We start from the raw sequence: 23,005 nt of genomic DNA, 5'->3' as shown, positions 1-23,005 counted from the left end.
ATTGAAATAAGCGGAAAACTTAAAGTGTTGAAACGGGTCACAAACAGCTTCCTAACTTCCAAAAGCCGAAATGAAGCATCAGGAAGACTCCAAGGAAGCATATTGAAAATTGAGCGTAAATGTACCATTTTTTCGGCTTTTACGGCAGGATTGCGAGGTGTTTTTTATAATTTTGTATTATTCTGACATGGGTGGTACTTTTTAAGTCGATAATGTTAGTGAATTGATATGAACGTCTGGAAATACATATATATCAAGTTCTTCAAGATACGCCGCAGGATAATCGGGAAAGACGGTGCGGACGATTTTGCGGCCATGTTGTTTGTAGCATCTTTTGATTCGCTTTTGTATTTTGGAATACTGATACTTATCGACAGATTAGTGGATAATGTATTGTCCACGAAATACGAGCCATTCTTCTTTGCTCTTTATGCATTGGGGATGCTAACCATTGGATGGCTTCGCAACCGTTCCTTGTGCAAAGGAGATGCGTTCGAGCGCATAAGAAAAGAAGTCGAAGCGGAGCCTCGGAAGATGCTTTGGGGGATTTTGTCCATCCTGTATATGATATTTGTGGTTTTCTTTTTCTTGTTTTGCTGCTATGTTGGCAAATACGGTTTGAGATTTTTAGAACCCTTGTAGCAACGGTAATAACCTTTAATGCTGAATGATATGAATGTTTGGAAATATACCTATATTAAGTTTTATAAATTTCTGACGAGCCTTATTGTATTCCAGTCCGGATATCGTTTGGTTCACACAGATGGCATTGGTTGGAGCATGACATAAAGTCAAATGGAATATGGAGAAAAGAAAAACGGAAGGATTAAAATAAAGACGAAACATATATGATGAATGATGATTTATTTGAAATATTGGAGGATGCCACCCTCGGCACGGAGTGGCAGGAGTGGATGAAGGAAGCGGAGAGGGCAAGCGTCCTCGTGAACCTGCGACGCCCGGAGACATGGGCGGTGCTGAGACAGCCGGCGAAGAACATCGCCGCCATGCGGTGGCTCACGGGAAAGTTGCGCAGACTGCGCCCGTCGCTGTCTCCCAAAGCCCCGTCGGAGTGCGCCCTGTACATACTGGCCGCCCATTGCCGGGACAACACCGTAACGGGCTATGTGACGGACACCTTCGTGAACAGCTACCGCACCCAGCACCGTGCCGGGACGCTGTTCTGCATGGAGGTGGTCGGGCGGATGACGCTCCATGACGAATACCCGCACCTGAACGCCCTGTACAACCTGATGATGGGTCTGGCGCTGAAAGAATGGCGGCGTCTGCTCGAAGGGGACGAGGACTATCCCTGCTTCCTGACGGAAGCGGACTTCCGCCGGGTGGAACGCAGCCTGCCGGACTTCCGGTACGGCGGTTTTAAGGAGATGGTGCGCATCATGACCGGGAACAGGCCCGTGGGTACCCTGACCGCCGGGGAACTGGCGGCACGCTGCCACCAGTCGGAAACGGTGTTCCGAGAACGGTTCAAGGAGGAGTTCGGGCAGCCGGTGGCCGAATGGCTGCGGGAGCGTCGCAAGGAGGACATCCTCGCCATGCTGTCAGATACCGCCATTCCGCTGTCCGATGTCTCCGAGCGCAACGGCTTCCACTCGCTATCGACCCTGTCGGACTACTGCCAGCGGAACTTCGGGAAATCCCCCTCGCTGCTGCGGAAAGACACAGCCGGATGAGCGTCCGCCGGAAATCAGAAATTTTACGCAGAAAATCAGAACAAGGCTTCACCCATACCCTCCTAACTTTGCGCTTTTGTAGAATCCGCAAAGTTCATGGGAAAACGACATACAACCCCCACACCCCGCCCGAAAGGAACCTTGCAGGTCAAGATCCTTTCGGGCTATCTGCTGCTTACCCTGCTGGTAGGCGGCATCGTCTATGCCGTGTGGAACGAGAAACAGGTGTTCCAGGAAGCCGAAGAGGAGGAACGGGCGATGCTGGAGCAACGGCGTCTGACAAACTCGGCTTTCAAGAGCCTTATCGCCCTGCTGCTTTACAGCGACGGCGCCCTGCTGTGGGACAAGGACGACCTGCGCTCCTACGAAGAGAAGGACCGCCGGATGTCGGAGATATTGGAAAAGTTAGGCTCCGTCTATTCAGACACCCTGCAACAGAGCCGCATTGACACGGTGCGGCTGCTGCTTGACGAGAAGAAGGCCCAGATATACCGCCTGGCGGAAACGCCCTCGACGGCCAGCCGCATGGACAGCCTGCTCAGCGAGCGTCTGCCTTCGCTGGAACATTCCGCCTCCGTGCCGGAACGCGTGGCCGGCACACCGGAGAATGAAGGCGGGAAGAAAGTCAAAAAGAGTTTCTGGGACTGGCTCAGGCCCAAAAAGAAAAAGGAAAAGGACGGGAATGCCGGAGCGCATGGAGCGGGCACCGTGCGTGTCGTGCCGAACACCCGCCATGTGCGTGACATGCGGCAGTTCCGTAACGACGTGTTCGCCGCCCTCCGGGAGCAGAAGGAGATGTACCATGCCCTTTCCGACTCGCTGGAGCGCCGCAACCGGGTGCTGAACCGGCATATCAACCGTCTGGTGAACGACTTCGAGCGGGACGCCATGCTGCGCACGGAGGAACGGTTGGAACGGGTGTCCGCCTTGCGGGAAGAGGCCTTCGCCCTGATATGCGGCATCTCGTCGGCGGGGCTGCTGTGCGCCCTGCTGCTTTACGTGTTCATCTACCGCGACATCCGCCGCAAATACCGTGACCGGCGCGAGCTGGAGGACTCACACCACAAGAGGTATGAGTTGCTGGAGATACGCAAGCGCATCATTGTGACCTTGTCGCACGACATACGCGGCCCGCTTAACACCATCAGCGGCAGCGCGGAACTGGCGATGGGCACCAGGGACAGGAAACGCCGCAACGCCTATCTGACGGACATCATGGATTCCTCCCGGCATATCGCGCGGCTGGCCAACAGCCTGCTCGACCTTTCCCGGCTGGACGAGGCGAAGGAAACCCTTAATCCCGTGCCGTTCCGGCTCATTCCATTCCTTGACGGGATGGCAGACGAATACACACGTCCGGCCAATGACAAAGGGCTGCTCTTTTCCAAGAATGTGGATGTCCCGGACATCGTGGTTTCCGGCGATGCCGACCGCCTGGAACAGGTATTGGACAATCTGTTGTCAAATGCTGTCAAGTTCACAAAGTCCGGTTCGGTAAATTTTTCCGCCTCGTATGAAAAAGAAATACTGACAGTCCGGATACAGGATACGGGCATAGGCATGGACGGGAAAACCGTGGAGCGGATATTCCAGCCCTTTGAACGGGCCGCACCCGAAGTGAACGCCGACGGGTTCGGGCTCGGCCTTGCGATAACCCGTGGGCTTGTCAGCCTGCTCAAAGGAGAGATTTCCGTATCCAGCCGTCCGGGAGAAGGCAGTTCCTTTGAAATACGGATCCCTCTTTCTCCGACGGACGAACCGGTAAAAGACACCGCCATTCCGGTCGAGGGCAGGCTCAGCCTTCCGCAAAAGGTCCTTGTGGTGGATGACGACCCGATACAGCTCCGTATCGTCGGGGAAATGCTGGAAAGAAACGGCGTGTCCTGCTGCAAGTGCCAGAATGCCCAGGCCGTGGTAAACGAACTGCGCCGGGCCCGTTACGACATCATCCTGACAGACATACAGATGCGTGGCACGGGAGGTTTCGACCTGCTGTACCTACTGCGGCAATCCAACATAGGCAATTCCAGAACGGTACCGGTCGCGGCAATGACAGCCCGGAATGACGGGAACGACAGCCGCTATTGGGAGGCCGGCTTCTCCGGCTGTATCCGCAAGCCGTTTTCCATGAACGAACTGCTGACGTTCCTGTCATCCGTTACAGAAAAGAAAAAAGCCGCACCGACCGTTTCGGCCGACTTCTCCGCATTGGCCGCCGACATAGAAGACAGGAAATGGATTCTGGAGACATTCATCGGAGAATCCCTCAAGAACAAGGCGGAGCTTCAGGAATCCCTTTCGGACATGGAAGTGGATTTCGGACGGATGAGGGAGACGCTCCACCGCATGTACCCGGCGTGGGAACAGTTGGGCATCGCCCATGAGCTTGACGAGTACAGTGAAATCCTGCAGGACGACGGTCCGGACGGAAAGGCGGTCCATAGGCATACGGAAGACATGGTCGGCCGGATATGCCGGCTGATTGCCGAAGCGGAACGGCTGTTGTCGGAAATGGAAGATGGGAAACAGGAAACAATAGAAAACAAAGAACAATGAAACACAGGATACTTATCGTGGAGGACAACATCATGCTGGCCGGCCAGCAGAAGAGATGGCTTGAGAAATCCGGCTACGAAGTCTCGACGACGATAGACGAGCCCGGCGCCAGGAAGCGGATAAAGTCGGAACATTTCGACCTGGTCCTTGCCGACGTGCGCCTGCCCGAAGGGAACGGCATATCCCTGCTTGAATGGCTCCGCAAGGAAAGGATTGACATCCCTTTCATCGTCATGACCGGCTATGCCTCCGTGCCTGACGCTGTAAAAGCCATCAAACTCGGCGCGGACGACTATCTGGCAAAACCCGTACAGATGGATGAGCTTCTTGAGCTGATCAAGGATATACTTCGGCCGAGTTCCCAGGTTTATGACAAAGACAAGAACCTTTTCCACAGGAACAGCCCACAGATGCTTGAGGTGGAAAACCTTGCCCGGACTGTAGCCCCGTTTGACATCTCCGTGCTTATCCTCGGGCCTAACGGTGCAGGCAAGGAATCCATCGCGCAACGCATACACTATTCCAGCGACCGCAAAGATAAGCCGCTGGTGGCGGTCAACTGCGCCGTCCTTCCCAAAGAACTGGCTGCGACACTCTTTTTCGGGCACATGAAAGGGACTTTCACCGGTGCGGACAGCAACAAGGAAGGATATTTCGACCAGGCGAAAGGCGGCACGTTGCTTCTGGACGAGATAGGCACACTGTCACAGGAAGTGCAGGCCATGCTCCTGCGTGTCTTGCAGGAAGGGACCTATCTCCCGATCGGCAGCAGCCGGGAAAGAAAGGCCGATGTGCGGATAGTGGCCGCCACCAACGAGGACCTGCAGTCGGCCATTAAGGAGAGGCGTTTCCGCGAGGACCTGTACCACAGGCTGTGCGAGTTTGAGATAATGATGCCTTCCCTTCATGAGTGCCCGGAAGACATCCTTCCGCTTGCGGAGCATTTCAGGAAGAAATTCTCCAAAGAGCTCAAACGGCAGACGGAAGGGTTCTCCCCCGAGGCCGGACAGCTGATGCTTTCCTACAGGTGGCCGGGCAACGTGCGTGAATTGCAGAACAAGGTCAAGAGGGCTGTGCTGATGGCCAGGCAGCCGGTGATAGAGGCGGCGGAACTGAACATAAAGATGGAATCCTGGAGTACGGAAATCAATATGTTCCCGCAGACGGAGGCGGAAGAGAAACAGTCCATACTCATGGCATTGGAGAAAAGCGGGGGACACCGCAGGAAAGCCGCCGGCATCCTGCATGTCGATCCGTCGACACTATACCGGAAAATGAAGAAATACGGCCTGCTTGACAAATGAAAAGCCTCTTTTTCATTGTGCGGGCGTAAGATATGAAGCAAAAGGCATTATAGAATGGAAGAAAATGCCTACCTTTGCACAAAGGCCGGAATTGTGTGCCATACATGTTCCGGCCGTAACATACTGAACCGATGACGGCAAGGGCTGGAGTCCTGCCGTTTATCATACATAAGTCGCAAGACGTCTCAGGTAGAAATCTGGCAAAATTTCAAAAACAGAGGCTTTTGCGTGAGGCTTATGCTATACCTTATAGCGTGAGTCCATGCAGATCTGTTTTTGGGCTTGCCAGAGCCTCTGCCTGATAATGCGTGGATTTCACGCTATTTTTCATTTAAAGGCAGAAAAGCATGGCGAAGTTACAGGCAGTGATAGCAATGACATTGGACGGGGCCGTCCCACCGGAAGGCGAACCGTTGTTGGAGTGGGTAAAATCGGACAGGAAGGGCTTCCCGTACTGGAGGGGACGCTGCACAAGACGCCTGTTTCCCGGTTACCCGCTGGTCGATCTTATCTGCGAGAAAGACACTGCCGGGCCTTCCACGGTTTTCCATGCGGAAATATACGATGAGAAGAGCGTGGAATTTCTGCGGGGGCTGTCACTTTACAGCCTTGTCGATGAACTTGTAATCTTTCTTATTCCCTCGGTCAGTACCTTCCCTTTGTCCGTCTCCGCTCACCTCCCGTCAGGCAACTGGCGGCTCGTCAGATCCAAGACCTTCCGGAACGGCGTGTGCCGTCTGCATTATTGCAGGACGTTGCAATAGACCGTTGCAGGACATTGCAAATGCAATATGCCCGTCAGCCCTCTTCCTGGAAGGCTGATTTTTTATTTCTATGATATTCAGCGTTTTGCCTGTTTTCGGAAGAATAATCTGCCGCGTTGGTCTGTGATTTGGCCTTTATCATAATGAAACCTGTTGCGCAACAGTGTGAGAAACGAAGTATTCACGCACTAAAACAGAATTCAGTATGATACAGATAGACCGGGAGACATTCCAGATGATGCTCCACCAGATTATGGAACGCTTTGACAAGATAGAGGACAGGCTGAACCGCATGAACCGGCAGACGGCCGCCCTTGAAGGTGACAAGCTGCTCGACAACCAGGACATGTGCGAACTGCTCGGCGTGACCAAGCGCACCCTTGCGCGTTACCGTCAGAAAAAGCTCGTGACCTACTACATGATTGACGGACGCACCTATTACAAGGCTTCCGAAGTTCAGGAGTTCCTGAACCGGAAAGGGAAGGCGCTGCCCGCAAGGATCAGGAAAGAACTGGGTATTCAATCTTAATCAGAAGACGTATGGAAATAATATGTATAGACAAAAAGACTTTTGACGAGTTCCGGATCCGTTTCTGCGAACTTGAAAGCCGGCTTGCCCGGTTGTGCCGTTCAGGCAAGGACATGGGTTTGAAGAACTGGATGGACAACCAGGATGTATGCGACGTGCTTCACATATCGAAGAAGACATTGCAGGTGTACCGTGACAAGGGGCTTCTGCCTTTCACACGCATCAAGCACAAGATGTTCTACAAGCCTGAAGATGTGCAGAACCTGTTGGAATCAAGTTATCACCCCTTAAAAAGAAAGCCATGAGTTACCATTTCATAGAGAGGAAAGACCCTCACGTTGAAGTCCTTTTCCAGGGACTGGAGAATTTGGAAAGAATGTTGTCCGATATGGAAAAGACTCCCAAGCCGATGTTCAAGGGAGAACGTTTCCTGACGGACGAGGAACTGTCCGGCATACTCCGGATAAGCCGGCGGACTCTGCAGGAGTACCGCACGCTCGGTGTCATCCCTTATTACCTCCTTCAAGGAAAGGTGCTCTACAAGGAATCCGACATACATAAAATGCTGGAGGATGCCTACAAGAGATGCCGGGAAGAACAGAGGTGGGTATAAGTGTAAGACAGGAAGATGGAGAAAAAGGCCGGGCTGCCGCTTCTCCATTTTTTTCATCATCCGGCACGTTGCCGCCGTTTCCGCCTTTTCCCTTCAAGCTCTTCCTCATAAAGGAATGTTTCCCGGTTGACGGAGGAGTCCTTCAGTTTTTTCATGTCCTCTTCCACTTTTTTGTCAGTGACTTTCGCATAAATCTGCGTGGTCTCAATACGCAGGTGTCCCATCATGCGGGCCACCGTCTCAATCGGGACACCCAACGAGAGCGTGATATGGGTGCCGAAATTATGCCGGGCCTGGTGGAAGGTCAGCGGAAAGCCGTATGTCTTTCCCAGCTCCGTAACGAGTGTGAGGAAATACTTGCGGCAGTAAAGGTTGAACACCCTGTCGCTGTTCCTTTGGTCCTTGTACTTCTTGATTATCCTCAACGGGATGTCCAGCAGCCGGACGGAGGACAGCGTGTCCGTTTTCTGTCTCCGATAGTGTATCCACCATGTACCGTCTTCCGCCTGCGTGATGTTGTCCGTCTTCAGACTTTTCAGGTCGGCAAACGCCAGCCCGGTGAACGAAGAAAGAAGCATCAAAGCAAGGGAGATAGGAATAAAGAGAATCAAACGCAACTCGTTGTAATGCAGCGGTTTTGCAGTTGTTTGCCATTACAGCCAAACAGCAGGGGAAGGCAGGATAATGCAAGGTTTCCGCTACCAAGTCATTACCTGTTCCGCTGCCTGCCTGAAGCCTGAAAGTCAGTGTTCCTAATGCTTGTAAACAAGCATTATACGTGCGGCAGGGCTTCAAATCCGCAGATTTAACAGCGTCCGTTCCGTTTGCGCCGTTCTGCCCCGTTTCCAATTCTGTCGGTCGGCAATGTATCACTAATATTGCAACCAAAAAAGTTATGGCAATGAAGACAGAAATGAAAGTGCTGCTCTACATCAAGCGTAGCGGACAGGACAAGGACGGACTGTCGCCCCTCATGGGCAGGATAGCCGTCAGGGGAAAGAACAACTCCATCGCGCAGTTCTCCTGCAAGTTCAAGGTGAATGTAAAGTTGTGGAACGCCACGGCGCAACGGTGTACGGGCAAGAGCAGGATGGCGGTCATGGCGAACCGCGAGATTGAACGCACGCTGTTGCTGTTGCGCCAGCGTTTCAACGAGCTGAAGGACATCAAGGAGATTGTTTCGGCAGAAGATGTGAAGAACGCCTACCAAGGTCAGGCAGAATCGCAGGACACCATCATGAAGCTGTTTGAGGAACACAACGGTGACTACGCCTTGCGCGTGGGCGTGAACCGCGCCGTGAACACCTATTACCAGTACACGAACACTTACCGACACCTTGCCGTGTTCCTGAAAGACAAGTACCGTCTTTCGGATATGCCCGTCAAGCAGATTGACGGTAACTTCATCGAGGATTTTGACATATATATGCGAACCGTCAAGCGGTTCAAGCCAAGGACCATAGTCGGGCATATCAACCGCCTGAAATGCGTGATGATGCTCGCCGTGTTCCGTGGCACCATCCCTTTCAGCCCGTTCAAGGGGTACAGTCCGCAAAAGCCGGAGTTCAAGCAGATGTATCTTACGGAAGAGGAACTTGCCAAGTTCGCCAACACGACCTATGACACGCCCAACCGCAATTTCACGAGGGACATGTTCCTGTTTTCGTGTTGGACTGGCATCTGCTACTGCGACATGAGGGCGTTGACGGAGAAGAATATCGTGAAAGCCGAGGACGGGAGCCTGTGGATTCATACGGAAAGGCTGAAAACGGGCACTCCCGAATGTGTAAGGCTGATGGAGATACCGCTTGCCATCTTGGAGAAATACAGGGGCATGGATGCCGACGGGAAACTGTTACCCATGCTCACAAAGGAGAGTATGAACCGCCACCTGAAGAAAATGGCCGTGATGTGCGGCATCAACCGCCCGATTTCATTCCACACCGCACGTCATACCTTCGGCAGCATAATTTGTCTTTCGCAGGGCATTCCCATCGAAACGGTGAGCAAAATCATGGGGCACAAGCATATCAAGACCACTCAACGGTACGCGAAAGTCACGCAGGACAAGATTGACCGTGACGTGGACAGGCTGGGCGAAGCCATTGAAGGCAAGTTCTCCCTGTTCGGGATTGATTCGGCTCCTTCCCCGATTCATAAGGACATCACCCGGCGCAGGGTCAATCCGAGCTGGAAACAGAAAGCCATTGTCAAACAAATGATGGAGGGATAAGCCATGCGCAGCACGTTCAAGCTATTGTTCTACATCAACCGGCAGAAGTTGAAGAAGAACGGGAAATGCCCTGTCATGGGACGCGTAACCCTTGACGGTAAGGTCAGCCAGTATTCCACAGGGTTGGAAGTCGAACCGGAATTTTGGGATGCGGAAATGGGTAGGGCTTCCACCGACGGGCGCAAGGAAAATATCGCTTGCGAGAAGAAAAGGGAGTTGGTCAGATTGAACGACACCCTGTCCGCACTGGAAGCCAAAGCACGTTCCGCCTACAAGGAAAACGTGGACAGTTACGGTTTCGTTTCTGCTGAAATTATCAAGAACGCCGTGACGGGCAAATCGCAGGTGAAGGAAACCCTGCTCACATTGATGGACGAGCATAATGAGGAGTATGCCAAACGTGTGGGCATCGACAGGACAAGGCACACTTATATCCGGTACCTGACCACACGCAAGCACATCCACAATTTCATGAAGTACAAGTACGGCATGGAGGACATCCCGTTGCGCTCGCTGACCATGCGCTTCATGACCGATTTCACATTTTACCTCTCCACGGTGTTGCGGCTGAAAGTATCTGCGTACAACGACTATCTCATCCTGCTGCACAAGATGACGCGGCTCGCCTTGAAAAGGCACATCCTCAAGCGTGACCCTTTCGCAGGGCACAAGATAGAGAAAATCACGGTGAACCACCGCTATCTGACGAGTGAGCAGTTCGAGAAGCTGTTGAAAGCCAAGCTGCCCACGTACAGGCTGTGCCATACGAGGGACTTGTTCGTCTTTTCGACTTTCACGGGCATCGGGAGGGCAGACTTGGCGAACCTGACAGAGGACAACATCATCACGAAGGAGGACGGCAGCAAGTGGATTCACATCGCACGGCAGAAGACGAAAGCGGAGTGCCACATCAAGCTGTTGGACATACCGTGGCGAATTATCGAAAAGTACCGCGGCGAGGGAAAGGACGGAAAACTGTTCTTCGTTCCGCAGACTTCGAGCCTGTGCCGCAACCTGAAGATGATAGCCGAACAGTGTGATTTGGGATGCCACCTTACCTACTATATGAGCCGCCATTCGTTTGCGACCCTGATTTGCCTGAACAACGGCGTGCCGATAGAAACCATCAGCAAGATGATGGGGCACTCCTCCATCCGCACCACGCAAATCTACGCGGAAATCACCAACCAGAAGGTGAGCCGTGACTTGGCTGTGCTGTCCGAGACCACCAAAGGTAGGTTTTCTTTGCCCGATGACGGGATGCCCTCGCGCGTGTTCAAGTGCGGCAATTACAGCGGTTGGAAAAAAGAGTGTAAACGAAATTCTGACAATGAAAAATGATGCGGACATGGAAAGAGGAATAATCACAATCACTGAAAATGGGGCGCTCATTCTGCCGACCGCTCCCGTATGGATGACGCAGCAGGAGATGTGCGATGCGTTCAACGTGTTCGGTTGCTATATTCGTAAGGCTATTGCTGCCATATACAAGAACAATGAATTGGCGGTAGAAGAAACGGTGCGGCACGTCAGACAGGACGGCAAGATTTGTTATGACGTGTACAGCCTTGAAATGGTGGTTGCCATAGCGTTCAGGTTGCGAAGCCGAGAGGCAATAGCTTTCCGAAAGTTTATCATGGAAAGGCTATACACAGCAAGCCGTGAAAAGCCTGTAAATTTGTTCTTTTCGCTGTCCGTAACCAGTCCACGGTGTACGTGTTAGCAGTAAAGGATATAACATTACACAAAGAAAGCCGATGGGCGGACAATTTACTTGTCGCCATCGGCTTTCTTTGTTTTTGCACATTCAGATTTACGTTTCCATGCGGTAAGCGTTCCTGTAGCCGCTCATCAGCAGCTTTTCGATGTCAGACTCCTTGTACAGAATTTTGCCGCCCAACTGGTAGTAGGATACCATCCCGTTGTTGCGGTAGTCCTGCAAGGTGCGTCGGCTCACTTTGAGCCATGCCGACACCTCCTTGTCAGTAAGGAACTGTTCGTTACTTGGCGAAGCCTTGTGGCTTGCGTCCATTCTTTCGATGCCTTCAAACAGGGCATCCAGTTTTCCGATGAAGCCGACCTCCAATTCACGGTCGGCAAGAATCAGGTCATTCATGATTTACAGTATTTACAATGGATTTAGTGGTATTCTTATCTTCAAATCAAATACTCCTGCCACGCCAAGCGGCATCCTTGCGTCTGTCCTCCACAAGTCGGACGATGCGCTGCACGTCCTCCGGCTTGTAGAAAATCTTGTGCCCGATTTGCGAGTAAGCCAGCGTGCCGTTGTCGCGGAGCGTCTGTAAGGTTCGCGGACTGATGCGCAACTGTTGGCAGACCTCTTGGTTGTCCATCCAACGGCTGAGCCGTTTTCCTTCCCTCTTGTGGAGGATTTCATTTACCCGGTCGGACAGGCGGTTGAGCTTGCCGACCATTTCTTCGTACTTTTCTTTCGAGATAATTACTACATTCATTTCTTATACTGATTTTAGTGTTAATAATCCGTTCCGCCTGCAAAGTAAATCCGTTGTCCGCTTGAAACAATGGATTTGCAATGAGGTGGCAGCTTGTGGCAGCAAGTGGTCGGGAGTGGCGTTGTTTGCCGAACCCGTGACGGCTGTTCCAAGCGTCCGTGGTGCAAAGAAAAGTGAAGTCCAGCATAATCCAAACGCTTCGCAGAGCCGTGGCAGCATTTGGCGTTGGTGTGGTAGCCAATGGCGTTCTTCGGCTTTCTGCCAACCTTAAAATTACGCTCTTCTGTTTCTCAAAGGGCATTTCCTTAAATCCGCCCCGACCATTCCAATTAAGCCCTTAAAATTCCTAATGCCCGTTTCATGCACAATGGCAAAATGGCGCAGTCTGTACCGTTCAGGCAATGGGCAAAGTGCAAAACCATACATTGTTGCCACAGCCCACCCAATTCTTTGACTGTCTGTTTTATAGCCATTTCCTTTGCAACCGATAATCGGTCTAATGTGCGCACAACGGCCAACATTGTTAAACATTTAATTCAAACAAGTATGAAAAAGAACGTAAGCAGCCAGACAATGGATGCAGCATTGCAAACATTTTTGGGAAATAAACCGAGTACGGAAACTCTGAATCCCGACACCCAACCTGCTGACACGCAGGAGCAGCAGGGAAAGTCAAATGAAACTGTACAGGAACAGGCAGGTGAAGCCGTGCCGGAACAGACGGATGAAACTCCGCAAGTGGTACGCCGCATCAGCGGCAAGCAACGCCGGGCATCGTTGGAGGAGTACAAGGAAGCCTTCCTCACCGTTCCGGCCATCGAAGACCGCAAGCCCGTGTTCCTCAGCCGCAGCACGCGCGATGCGCTTGACCGTATCGTCCGTATGTTCGGCGGGCGCAGGATGAGCGTGTCTGGACTGGTGGAGAACATCGCACGGCAGCACCTTGACACCTACGGTGAGGACATCGAGGCATGGCGTAAACTCTGAGAATTAAGGAGTAGATTGACAGGGCGCAATTCGGAGTTACCCTGAAGCAATCCAACGGAGTTTTGAGGGGAGCAAGTTTGTGTTTCGGGCATACCGAAACCGACTGCTCCCACTCATGAACTCCGTGGAGAGCTGCATCCCGTTGGTCTAATAGGTATCTGTATTATAATCAGTAACAAAGTATGGAACAAAAGCAAAAATCAAATCGAAGGAATAAAGGTGGCCGACCCAAGAAGGGAGCGGCTGACAAGCTGAAATACTGCCTCACGGTGAAGATGGCGACATCGGATTACTACACGCTGAAAGGCAAGGCACGGAATGCGGGCATATCCGCAGGTGAGTTTCTGCGCCGTTGCATGAGGGACGGGCAGGTGAAAGAACGGCTCACACCTGAACATACGGGCTATGTCCGCCAACTCTGCGGCATGGCAAACAACCTGAACCAGCTTGCACACAAAGCTAATACGGCTGGCTTCGCCTCTGTGAGGTTGGAATGCCGTGTGTTAACAGCACGTATCGAGGAAGTGCTTAACCTGATACTTCTATGATAGCAAAAATTGTCAAGGGAAGCAACTTCAAGGGTGTAGTGGACTACATCCTTGACAAGGGAAAGGACGCTAAAATCCTTGTCTGTGACGGCTTGTTTGCCGAAGATAAGGCTACCATTGCCATGAGCTTTGAAGCACAATCGAAGATGAATCCGAAAGTGACAAAAAACGTCGGACATATCTCGTTGGCTTTTCATAAGGAAGATGAACACCGCCTGACTGACCGCGCAATGGCAGGGATAGCGTTGGAATACCTGAAAGGAATGGGAATAACTGACACGCAAGTTCTCATCGTGCGTCACTTCGACAAGGAGCATCCGCACATGCATATAGCATTTAACCGAATCGCCAATGACGGCAGGACAATCAGCGACCGCAACGAGCGGATACGCAGCGCACGCATCTGCAAGGAGCTGACGAAGAAGTACAACCTTTATTTCGCCAGCGGCAAGGAACAGGTGAAACTGCACAGGTTGAAAGAGCCGGACAAGGCCAAGTACGAGCTTTTTTCCATCCTCAAATCAGAAGTGGCAAGGTGCGGAAACTGGAACAGACTCATTGCTAATCTGAAGAAACAAGGCGTGGACGTACAGTTCAAGCACAAGGGTAAGTCGGACGAGGTGCAGGGTGTTGTCTTCTCCATGAACGGCTACTCATTCAGCGGCTCCAAGATTGACAGGCGGTTCAGTTTCTCCAAAATTAACGCAGCACTGGACAATAACAGACGCAATGAACGGCAGGGAATCATAGCATCGCCGCACCGTGAAGAACAGTCCATGCTCCCATCCGAATCAAGGGGCAACAATGACTTGTTCATCGGTTCAATAGGTCTTTTTACATCGGACAACACGGACGGACAGGCTGAGGAAAACCGTTTCGAGGAAGAATTAAAACGCAGGAACAAGAAAAAGAAACAACGTAAAATAAGATTCTAAATATGGACAACAATGAAGTTTACACGCTCTTCGAGGACATTAAGAATGGCCTTAAAGGTATTAGTAGTAAGTTGGAGAATACTCCAAAAGCACCTAACAATCAATCTGGTGGACAACCTCCAACGGTGGACTTGACATCCATAAAGGAGCTGTTCGAGAGTTCCGCAAAGGAACATCAGGCACAGACCAAAGCCATGCTGACCAAGTTCGGGGAAGCGGAAGTTTGCGCATCGAACAGGATTTTAGGTCTGTTGCGGAATTTGAAAGAATCGTTTGTCAAAAGTTCGGAAGAACGGCAGGATGAGCCACAGGAACATATCCACCGCCACAGTTTTGACATCCGGTCAAGCAAGGTGTTTTCTCTTTTGGTCGGCACGGGTATCGTGTGCAGCCTTTCCATCTGGGGCAACATCGAACTTTGGAAATCCAAGCGTCAGTATGCGGATGATGCGTTGAAGTTTCGCGTCATCCGCTCATGGGGAGGATGCAATGCCAATCATATCCTTTGGCTGAATGACGTGTTCGACATCCACCGCAACGAGGAAGCCATCGAATGGATACAGCAGGAGGCTGACGGCTACGAAAAAGGGTTAAAGACCTTATCGGACAGTCTGATGCAGGAGAAGTTGAAAGTGAAACAAATGAAGAATAACAAAAAGTAACGTGAATGGCATCGGTAAAAGTGAAATTCCGTCCTTCTTCCGTAAACGGCAGGGAGGGCAGCATCTATTATCAGGTAATACACAACCGCGCGGTCCGCCAAGTCAAGACGGATTGCCGGATATTTGGAAGTGAGTGGAACGGCAAGACATCGGCAGTTGCCGTTCCTTTTCTGGCAAGCAATGAGCGTAAGAACTACCTGCAATCGGTTGCAAACCGAATAGAATGGGATATAAAACGCCTGACGGCAATCATCGCATTGCTTGAAAAAAGGAACAAAGGTTACACGGTGGACGACATCCTCGTGAAATTCAACAGGCAAGCGGACGGGCAATCCCTGTTCCCTTTCATGCAAGGCATCATCAGCCAGTTGAAGCGGCTGAACAGAGTCCGCACGTCGGAAACATACACCGCCACGCTTGCCAGTTTCATGAAGTTCCGTGACGGTCAGGACATCCTATTGTGCGAGATTGACGGCGACACGATGATGCTCTATGAGGCATGGCTGAAAGCCAACGGCAACTGCCCCAATACGACCTCGTTCTATATGCGCATACTCCGTGCCGTCTATAACCGTGCCGTGGAAAAGGAACTGACGGAACAGAAATATCCTTTCAAGCACGTTTATACAGGCATAGACAAGACCGTGAAACGTGCCGTGCCGTTGAAAGCCGTCAAGCGCATCAAGGAACTTGACCTGACACTAAAACCGCATCTGGACTATGCGAGGGATATGTTCCTCTTTTCGTTTTACACCCGTGGAATGTCGTTCATTGACATGGCTTATCTGAAAAAGTCGGACTTGAAGAACGGCATCCTGACATACCGCAGGAGAAAGACCGGACAACAACTGACAATCAAATGGGAGAAGTGCATGGAGGAAATCGTGACCAAATACGAAGACCGTTCCGCCACGCAATACTTGTTGCCCATAATCACCAACCTGTTGGCCGATGAACGGGTACAATACATGAACGCCCTCAGCCGTGTGAACATAGCCCTGAAAGAAGTCGCCCGTTTGGCAGACTTGCAGATTCCGTTGACCATGTACTGTGCGAGACACGGATGGGCAAGCATCGCCAAGAGCAAGAACATCCCGCTTTCGGTCATCAGCGAAGGTATGGGGCATGATTCGGAGGAAACCACACGCATTTATCTTGCCTCGCTTGACACGAGCGTGGTGGACAGGGCGAACAGCCTAATCTTAAAAGACTTGTGATTGGAAATGCAAACGGAAAAGCGTTTTGCAAAAATCAGAATCTCTTGATAAGAGTTATAATTATGCCGCAAAGGTACGCAAAATATTGCAATTTTCGCACTTTTGCCTCATTTATAATGGGATATAAAGGACATTTGATACGAATTTGTTTAGCAAAACCGATTTTGGTAGCCTGTTAACTTGTTGATTCACAGCATTTGTATTCCTTGGATATATCTCTTATCAAGAGATGGATTTCAAAGAGATACTGCATATATTCCGTACCGAATCATTCACCGAAAGGGAAAAGGGTACAAAGTTCGAGCGTCTGATGCGCTCATGGCTGTTGACAGACCCACGCTACAACGAGCTTGAAAAGGTGTGGCTGTGGGAGGACTTTCCGGGGCGCAAGGACTTCGGAGGTACAGACACGGGAATCGACCTCGTGGCCAAAACCGAGATGGGCGACTATTGGGCTATCCAGTGCAAGTGCTATGCGGAGGATGCCGTAATTGACAAGCCCGCCGTGGATTCGTTCCTCGCCACCTCCAGCCGCACGTTCACCAACGAAGTGACTTTCCAAACCACCCGTTTCTCCAACCGCGTGTGGATTTCCACCACAAGCCATTGGGGAAGCAACGCCGAGGAAGCCATCCGCAACCAAGAGCCGCCCGTGACGCGCATCGGCATGGCCGACCTTGAATCCTCGCCCGTGGACTGGCAGAAGCTGATGAACGGTCTTACGGGAACTTCCGCACTCGTAGAGGGCAAGAAACCGCGCAAGCACCAGCTTACGGCCATATCCAAGGCATACGCCCATTACATTACGGACGGCAACGACCGGGGCAAGCTCATTATGGCCTGCGGAACGGGCAAGACCTACACTTCGCTGCTCATCGCCGAACAGTTGCTTGGAGGCAAGGGATTGGCACTGTTCATGGTTCCGTCCATCGCCCTGCTGGGGCAGTCGCTCAACGCATGGTCGGCAGATGCTAAGAAACACATCAAGGCCGTCTGCATCTGTTCGGATTCCAAGGCTTCACGCAAAATACAGAAGAACAAGTATGACGACATGGACGACAGTGTGGTTGACCTTGCCGTTCCTGCGTCCACCAATCCAAAGTCCATCGCCTCGCAGTTGAAAAAATACCGCAGCCATGACGGTTTGGTTGTCGTGTTCTCCACCTACCAGTCCATTGATGCCGTTTCGGCGGCACAACAGGAAATACTTTCCGAAACAAACGGCGAGTACGGTGTGTTCGACTTCATCATCTGTGACGAAGCCCACCGCACCACGGGCGTGAAACTCTCGGACAGGGATGAGAGCAACTTCACCAAGATACACTCCGACGACAATGTGCAAGGCCGGAAACGGCTTTACATGACCGCCACGCCGCGACTGTATGGCCAATCCGCCAAGATAAAGGCATCGGAAAAGGACTGCATCCTCTGTTCGATGGACGACCCGGACTTGTATGGGGAGGAGTTCTACCGCGTGAATTTCTCCTACGCCGTGCAGAACGGACTGCTGACCGACTACAAGGTGCTTGTCCTTACCGTCGGTGAGGACGATGTGCCGGAAAACATCAGGCGTGACATCACCGACACGACCACGGAACTGAACTTTGACGACACGTCCAAGCTCATCGGCGTAATCAACGGACTGTCGAAGATGATACGGGGTGATGACCACCGCACATGGGATGCCGACCCGCACATGATGCGCCGTGCCGTGGCGTTCTGTTCGTCCATTGACAGGAGCACGAGCAGAACCGGTATTGCCTCCAAATACGTGGCTTCCGTACTGCCGCAAATATCGGAAAAGTACGACGAGAATCTGGATGCGGAGAGCCTTTCTCATACCGTTTCGATAACCACAAGGCACATAGACGGCTCGATGAACTCGCAGGAGCGCAACGGAATCCTGCAATGGTTGGCGGACAAGCCTGACAATGACCGGGAGTGCCGGGTGGTGACCAACGTGCGCTGCCTGTCCGAGGGCGTGGACGTGCCGTCGCTCGATGCCGTGCTGTTCCTTTCCGCCCGCAACTCGCAGGTGGACGTGGTACAGTCTGTAGGCCGCGTGATGCGCACTTTCCACAAGGGGCTGCCCGACGAGAAGAAGTACGGGTACATCATCATTCCTATTGTCGTGCCGTCCGATGTTTCTGCGGAGGAAGCACTCGACAACAGCAAGACTTTCGATGTGGTCTGGGAAATCCTGAACGCGCTGCGTTCCCACGATGACCGTTTCAACGCAATGGTGAACAAGATTGCGCTTAACAAGCAGAAGCCGAACAAGCAAGCCTATACGCCGTCCGTCACCATCGGCCGGCCGGGGTTGGGCTTCCGAGAGGGAGAGGAAGAAGCGCGGCAGATTGAGAACGCGGAAATCGCCCGGCAGTTGGAGCTTCGCTTCGGCGAGTTGCAGGACGGCATGTATGCCAAGCTCGTGGAGAAGTGCGGCGACCGCCTCTATTGGGAGAACTGGGCCAAGGAAATCGGGCTTATCGCGCACAAGTTCATCGAGCGCATATCCAAGCTCATCCAGTCCGGTGTGCATAAAAAGGCGTTCAACGAATACCTCAAGGGATTACAGCGTGACCTTAACCCGTCCGTGGATGCGGCACAGGCCATCGAGATGCTGGCGCAGCACATGATTACCCGTCCTGTGTTCGATGCCTTGTTTGCCGATTACCAGTTCGTGAACAACAACGCCGTGAGCCGTTCCATGCAGCGCATGATAGACCTTTTGCAGGAGCAGGCTTTCGGGAAAGACACCGAGGTGCTGGAGAAGTTCTATCAGTCGGTGCGGACAAATGTCGGCGGCATAGACAATCTGGAAGGCAAGCAGACCATCATCAAGAACCTCTACGAAAAGTTCTTCAAGGGCGCGTTTCCGCTCACCGTGGAGAAGCTGGGCATCGTCTATACGCCCGTGGAGTGCGTGGACTTCATCATTCATTCCGTGAATGACATCCTAAAGGCGGAGTTCGACACTTCGCTGACCGAACAGAATGTGCATATCCTTGACCCGTTTGTGGGAACAGGCACGTTCATCACACGGCTGTTGCAGTCCGGTCTTATCCGCCCAGAGGACATGGAGCGCAAGTACCTGAATGAAATCCATTGCAATGAAATCGTGCTGCTGGCCTATTATATCGCAGATGTGAACATTGAATCGGTATTCCATGACATTACCCGTCGGAAAACCTACCTGCCGTACAGCGGTATCTGCCTGACGGACACTTTCCAACTGGCTGAGAAGAAGCACAACGAGCTTTTCACGGAGTTCTTCCAAGACAATTCCAAACGGGTGAAAAAACAGTTGGCCACACACGTAAGGGTAATTGTGGGGAATCCACCGTACTCTGTTGGGCAGAAAAGTGCAAATGACAAGGCGCAAAATTTATCCTATCCGTATTTGGAGAAACGAATCGCAGACACTTATGCTGCGGCCACAACCGATAAAGGAAGAACAATTCAGGCTCTTTATGATAGCTATATCAAGGCATTTCGTTGGGCTTCAGACCGCATTCCACAAGACGAAGGCGGTATCGTTGCTTTTATAAGCAATGGTGCATGGCTTGATAGTAATTCGGGAGAGGGTTTCCGTCGTTGTCTTGAGAAGGAATTTACTTCTATTTATGTGCTGAATCTCCGTGGAAACCAGCGCACATCAGGTGAATTGTCTCGCAAAGAGGGTGGTAAAATCTTTGGTAGTGGTTCACGCACTCCCATTGCCATTACTTTCCTTGTCAAAAATCCTGCAAAGAAAGGCCAGAAAGCAGTTATCCATTACCACGATATAGGCGATTATCTAACCCGTGAGCAAAAACTTAAAATGGTAAAGGAGTTCAGTTCTATTTCTTCTCAGAAACTGGATTGGCAGATTATCACTCCTAACGAAAAGGCAGACTGGATAAATCAACGAGATGGTGTATTTGACAGTTATATACTACTTGGCAATAAGAAAGATAATAAGCAAACTGTTTTTTCAATATTTTCAGCAGGTTGTGCCACATATCGTGACATATGGTGCTATGGGATGTCAATACATAGTGTAACCGAAAAAATGGTTAGAACTATTGACACTTATAATATTGAAGAAGAACAATGCGTTAACTGCAAAAACATTCAAGATGTGGCTACAACTGTAAATACTGACCCTATGAAGATTAAATGGGACCAAAAACTGTATGAGCATGCGTTAAAAGGTATACGCCATGATTTTACAGAGCACAATATATGGTTAGCTATTTATCGACCATATTTTAGGCAATGGTTATATTATGATAAAGCATTTAATTGGAGTCAATATCAGTTACCTAAATTGTTTCCATCACATGATGCCAAAAACTTACTAATTTGCGTATCAGGCATCAGTTCTAACAAGGATTTTTCAACGATTATAACAGACTGTATTCCAGATTTACAGACTTTGTCCAATAATCAATGTTTCCCATTGTACTGGTATGAAGAAAACAAAAATCGGGAAGGCACTCTTTTCGATGATGCGGAAACAAACCATTATATCCGCCGTGACGGTATAACTGATTGGATATTGAAAGAAGTCCGCAGCCGTTTCGGAGGTTCACGTGCTATCACCAAAGAACATATCTTCTACTATGTGTATGGATTGCTCCATTCCAAGCAGTACCGTGAGCGTTTCGCTGATGACTTGAAAAAGTCTTTGCCACGCATTCCCATTGTAGGTAATGTGCAGGACTTCATGGCTTTTTATAAAGCCGGAAAGGAACTTGCCGACCTGCACCTGAACTACGAGCAAGGTATCAATGAGCAGATAACAGGTCAAGACGGTGATTATCCGTTTTGTGCAAATATGCCGATGTTTGCGCATCGTTCTTTGGGCGTAAAAGTTATTGGTGACATTGACATCTGGCAAAACGAATGGACGGATGAAACCTACCAATATTTTACCGTAGATAAGATGAAATTCGCCAAAGTCCGTGACGAGAACGGGAAACTCGTTGCTGATAAGACACGCATCATCTACAACGGTCATATCACCATAGAGAACATACCACTCAAAGCCTACGAGTACATCGTCAATGGCAAGTCCGCTATTGACTGGATAATGGAACGCTATGCCGTCACCATCGACAAAGCATCCCAAATCAAGAACGACCCCAACGATTGGTCAAGAGAACACGAGCAACCCCGTTACATCCTCGACCTCCTGCTATCGGTCATTATTCTCTCCTATCAGACAGTAGATATAGTAAACATACTTCCTAAAATTAGACTATAATGAACAATATGAATTTTTTATATATTGACATAAATACGAATCTAAACCAATTTTTTGACAAGACTGATATAGATTATTCTGCTTATCCAGGTCATGCTTTGGATGGAAAGAACAGATATAAAAGACTATATCATTTTACATCGTTTGATTCTTTTCAAAAGATATGGAATAGCAAAAACTTGAAATTTTCTAATGCCCAAAATGTCAACGACTCATTAGAGAAACATTGCTTATGGTCAGTGCCTAATTTTCGACAATTACCTATTGTAGAAGCTTTGAGTATGCAAAGATGGGCTTATAAACAGATAAGTCTTACAATGGATTATGATTCTTACATAAAGGGTTGTATGTCAGCTGCTATGTGGGGATATTATGCAGAAAAAGGTAATGGAGTTTGTATAGAATTTGATTTTGAAAAGTTAGAAATTCCTGCAACTTGTATATTTTCACCAATAAAATATACGGACGAGATTCCATACTCATATACTATACCAGAAAGTGTCATAACACAAAACAAGGTAGCTGATTTTTTATGCCAGATTAGGCAGGAACTTTTTTTCACGAAGCATATATCATGGAAAGGTGAAAATGAATTTCGGATATTGAGTAAAATTGATAAATACCTGAACATTAAAAATGCGATTTCTGCCATATATTTAACATCATATGATTCTGAAGTATGTCTAAAAGTGGAAAATCTGGTAAAAGATGATGTCCCTGTAAAATGTGTGTTTTATACTAATTTAGCGAATAGAGCAGTTCCTGCCAGTTATGATACAAAGGTATTTCGTAGAAAAGTTGAACATTGTAAGAAAGACCCAAAGAATTGCTTAAGCAAATTGCAAGCTATGAGTTATGAGATTTACCAAAAGAATTGCGATGATTGGGATAAACCTTTATTACTCCCTAATAATCCTTTGTGATTATTTTGCTTGATAACACGGCACTTTCATTTTACCATAGTCTGCCCGGCAACATCCTGCCAATGCATCTGGGCGGACACACGAATCCGCCCCTATAGAACAATGGTGTATCGGGAAAAGTAATGTTATAAATGAAAGAACCGTGGCTTGATAAGGAAAAAAACTTCAATTTATGAAGCTACTATCAACTTAAATTGCTACCTTTGCATCAGTTGATTGACTTATTGGAAATGAGCAGAATGGCGAACTTCGGTGGTTTCTACACCATTACCTATTCTCTTTTCGCCCGATGATAACTTTCTGATTTACAGGCAT

General features: G+C 50.1%; 19 protein-coding genes and 1 pseudogene. 17 read left to right on the top strand and 3 right to left on the bottom strand.

The window, feature by feature from the left end:
• Positions 1–228: 228 nt before the first annotated feature.
• The 7 genes from M3089_RS06460 to M3089_RS06430 all read left to right on the top strand — a co-directional run bounded on the left by M3089_RS06460 (position 229) and on the right by M3089_RS06430 (position 7,460).
• The gene (locus M3089_RS06460) at positions 229–642 is read left to right on the top strand and encodes a hypothetical protein (protein ID WP_249082617.1); all 414 of its coding nucleotides are present in this window, start codon (positions 229–231) and stop codon (positions 640–642) included.
• A 206-nt stretch (positions 643–848) separates the two neighbouring features.
• Entirely contained in the window at positions 849–1,694 is an 846-nt protein-coding gene (locus tag M3089_RS06455) for a helix-turn-helix transcriptional regulator (RefSeq protein WP_249082615.1), read from the top strand.
• Between the two features lie 96 nt (positions 1,695–1,790).
• Positions 1,791–4,250 (top strand): hybrid sensor histidine kinase/response regulator, encoded by a 2,460-nt coding sequence (locus M3089_RS06450; protein ID WP_249082613.1) that lies wholly within the window; start codon positions 1,791–1,793, stop codon positions 4,248–4,250.
• Positions 4,247–5,554, top strand: coding sequence for a sigma-54-dependent transcriptional regulator (locus M3089_RS06445; RefSeq protein WP_249082610.1), 1,308 nt, complete (start codon positions 4,247–4,249; stop codon positions 5,552–5,554). Before M3089_RS06450 ends, M3089_RS06445 begins: the two co-directional genes overlap by 4 nt.
• Positions 5,555–6,523: 969 nt before the next feature.
• Entirely contained in the window at positions 6,524–6,847 is a 324-nt protein-coding gene (locus M3089_RS06440) for a helix-turn-helix domain-containing protein (protein ID WP_087339894.1), read from the top strand.
• An 11-nt stretch (positions 6,848–6,858) separates the two neighbouring features.
• Entirely contained in the window at positions 6,859–7,152 is a 294-nt protein-coding gene (locus M3089_RS06435) for a helix-turn-helix domain-containing protein (protein ID WP_087339891.1), read from the top strand.
• Positions 7,149–7,460: a helix-turn-helix domain-containing protein gene (locus M3089_RS06430; RefSeq protein WP_138265928.1), complete on the top strand. Its 312-nt coding sequence runs from the start codon at positions 7,149–7,151 to the stop codon at positions 7,458–7,460. The genes M3089_RS06435 and M3089_RS06430 overlap by 4 nt, the downstream gene beginning before the upstream one ends.
• 56 nt (positions 7,461–7,516) lie before the next feature.
• Here the strand turns inward: M3089_RS06430 and M3089_RS06425 are convergent.
• A pseudogene (locus M3089_RS06425) lies at positions 7,517–8,029 on the bottom strand (site-specific integrase); the annotation flags it as partial.
• A 332-nt stretch (positions 8,030–8,361) separates the two neighbouring features.
• On the opposite strand from M3089_RS06425, the gene M3089_RS06420 reads away from it, so the two are divergent.
• The 3 genes from M3089_RS06420 to M3089_RS06410 are packed head-to-tail and all read left to right on the top strand — an operon-like array spanning position 8,362 to position 11,416.
• Positions 8,362–9,693 carry a site-specific integrase gene (locus M3089_RS06420; protein ID WP_249082609.1) on the top strand — a complete coding sequence of 444 codons (1,332 nt, stop codon included), beginning with the start codon at positions 8,362–8,364 and terminating at the stop codon, positions 9,691–9,693.
• Positions 9,694–9,696: 3 nt separating this feature from the next.
• Positions 9,697–11,034, top strand: coding sequence for a site-specific integrase (locus M3089_RS06415; protein WP_249082606.1), 1,338 nt, complete (start codon positions 9,697–9,699; stop codon positions 11,032–11,034).
• 7 nt (positions 11,035–11,041) lie between these two features.
• Positions 11,042–11,416 (top strand): transporter, encoded by a 375-nt coding sequence (locus M3089_RS06410; RefSeq protein WP_249082604.1) that lies wholly within the window; start codon positions 11,042–11,044, stop codon positions 11,414–11,416.
• 90 nt (positions 11,417–11,506) lie between these two features.
• Here the strand turns inward: M3089_RS06410 and M3089_RS06405 are convergent, their stop codons facing one another.
• On the bottom strand, positions 11,507–11,809 hold the full coding sequence (locus M3089_RS06405; protein WP_249082601.1) for a helix-turn-helix domain-containing protein: 303 nt from the start codon (positions 11,807–11,809) through the stop codon (positions 11,507–11,509).
• Positions 11,810–11,855: 46 nt separating this feature from the next.
• Positions 11,856–12,167: a helix-turn-helix domain-containing protein gene (locus M3089_RS06400; RefSeq protein WP_249082600.1), complete on the bottom strand. Its 312-nt coding sequence runs from the start codon at positions 12,165–12,167 to the stop codon at positions 11,856–11,858.
• Between the two features lie 546 nt (positions 12,168–12,713).
• On the opposite strand from M3089_RS06400, the gene M3089_RS06395 reads away from it, so the two are divergent.
• From M3089_RS06395 to M3089_RS06365, 7 genes are all read left to right on the top strand, one after another.
• On the top strand, positions 12,714–13,154 hold the full coding sequence (locus M3089_RS06395; RefSeq protein WP_249082598.1) for a DUF3408 domain-containing protein: 441 nt from the start codon (positions 12,714–12,716) through the stop codon (positions 13,152–13,154).
• A gap of 182 nt (positions 13,155–13,336) precedes the next feature.
• Complete coding sequence (locus M3089_RS06390; protein ID WP_249082596.1) at positions 13,337–13,702, top strand: MobC family plasmid mobilization relaxosome protein; 366 nt, start codon at positions 13,337–13,339, stop codon at positions 13,700–13,702.
• A complete protein-coding gene (locus M3089_RS06385; protein ID WP_249082594.1) occupies positions 13,699–14,637 on the top strand; it encodes a relaxase/mobilization nuclease domain-containing protein in 939 nt (312 codons plus the stop codon). Before M3089_RS06390 ends, M3089_RS06385 begins: the two co-directional genes overlap by 4 nt.
• A gap of 2 nt (positions 14,638–14,639) precedes the next feature.
• A complete protein-coding gene (locus M3089_RS06380) occupies positions 14,640–15,299 on the top strand; it encodes a hypothetical protein (RefSeq protein WP_249082591.1) in 660 nt (219 codons plus the stop codon).
• Between the two features lie 5 nt (positions 15,300–15,304).
• On the top strand, positions 15,305–16,516 hold the full coding sequence (locus M3089_RS06375; protein ID WP_249082589.1) for a site-specific integrase: 1,212 nt from the start codon (positions 15,305–15,307) through the stop codon (positions 16,514–16,516).
• 229 nt (positions 16,517–16,745) lie between these two features.
• A complete protein-coding gene (locus M3089_RS06370; protein WP_249082588.1) occupies positions 16,746–21,767 on the top strand; it encodes a DEAD/DEAH box helicase in 5,022 nt (1,673 codons plus the stop codon).
• On the top strand, positions 21,767–22,690 hold the full coding sequence (locus tag M3089_RS06365; protein ID WP_249082585.1) for a DUF2971 domain-containing protein: 924 nt from the start codon (positions 21,767–21,769) through the stop codon (positions 22,688–22,690). The genes M3089_RS06370 and M3089_RS06365 overlap by 1 nt, the downstream gene beginning before the upstream one ends.
• Positions 22,691–23,005 lie beyond the last annotated feature (315 nt).

The organism is Marseilla massiliensis (assembly GCF_023336985.1).
Taxonomy (GTDB): domain Bacteria; phylum Bacteroidota; class Bacteroidia; order Bacteroidales; family Bacteroidaceae; genus Prevotella; species Prevotella intestinigallinarum.
Note: the sequence above shows the minus strand (reverse complement) of the source record. Positions and strands in the feature narration are given on the sequence as shown.

Coding starts and splice junctions, on each gene's coding strand:
- M3089_RS06440 (WP_087339894.1), top strand. CDS start 6,524: ATGATACAGATAGACCGGGAGACATTCCAGATGATGCTCCACCAGATT.
- M3089_RS06385 (WP_249082594.1), top strand. CDS start 13,699: ATGATAGCAAAAATTGTCAAGGGAAGCAACTTCAAGGGTGTAGTGGAC.
- M3089_RS06430 (WP_138265928.1), top strand. CDS start 7,149: ATGAGTTACCATTTCATAGAGAGGAAAGACCCTCACGTTGAAGTCCTT.
- M3089_RS06390 (WP_249082596.1), top strand. CDS start 13,337: ATGGAACAAAAGCAAAAATCAAATCGAAGGAATAAAGGTGGCCGACCC.
- M3089_RS06445 (WP_249082610.1), top strand. CDS start 4,247: ATGAAACACAGGATACTTATCGTGGAGGACAACATCATGCTGGCCGGC.
- M3089_RS06455 (WP_249082615.1), top strand. CDS start 849: ATGATGAATGATGATTTATTTGAAATATTGGAGGATGCCACCCTCGGC.
- M3089_RS06415 (WP_249082606.1), top strand. CDS start 9,697: ATGCGCAGCACGTTCAAGCTATTGTTCTACATCAACCGGCAGAAGTTG.
- M3089_RS06420 (WP_249082609.1), top strand. CDS start 8,362: ATGAAGACAGAAATGAAAGTGCTGCTCTACATCAAGCGTAGCGGACAG.
- M3089_RS06400 (WP_249082600.1), bottom strand. CDS start 12,167: ATGAATGTAGTAATTATCTCGAAAGAAAAGTACGAAGAAATGGTCGGC.
- M3089_RS06450 (WP_249082613.1), top strand. CDS start 1,791: ATGGGAAAACGACATACAACCCCCACACCCCGCCCGAAAGGAACCTTG.
- M3089_RS06370 (WP_249082588.1), top strand. CDS start 16,746: ATGGATTTCAAAGAGATACTGCATATATTCCGTACCGAATCATTCACC.
- M3089_RS06380 (WP_249082591.1), top strand. CDS start 14,640: ATGGACAACAATGAAGTTTACACGCTCTTCGAGGACATTAAGAATGGC.
- M3089_RS06405 (WP_249082601.1), bottom strand. CDS start 11,809: ATGAATGACCTGATTCTTGCCGACCGTGAATTGGAGGTCGGCTTCATC.
- M3089_RS06410 (WP_249082604.1), top strand. CDS start 11,042: ATGGAAAGAGGAATAATCACAATCACTGAAAATGGGGCGCTCATTCTG.
- M3089_RS06395 (WP_249082598.1), top strand. CDS start 12,714: ATGAAAAAGAACGTAAGCAGCCAGACAATGGATGCAGCATTGCAAACA.
- M3089_RS06460 (WP_249082617.1), top strand. CDS start 229: ATGAACGTCTGGAAATACATATATATCAAGTTCTTCAAGATACGCCGC.
- M3089_RS06435 (WP_087339891.1), top strand. CDS start 6,859: ATGGAAATAATATGTATAGACAAAAAGACTTTTGACGAGTTCCGGATC.
- M3089_RS06365 (WP_249082585.1), top strand. CDS start 21,767: ATGAACAATATGAATTTTTTATATATTGACATAAATACGAATCTAAAC.
- M3089_RS06375 (WP_249082589.1), top strand. CDS start 15,305: ATGGCATCGGTAAAAGTGAAATTCCGTCCTTCTTCCGTAAACGGCAGG.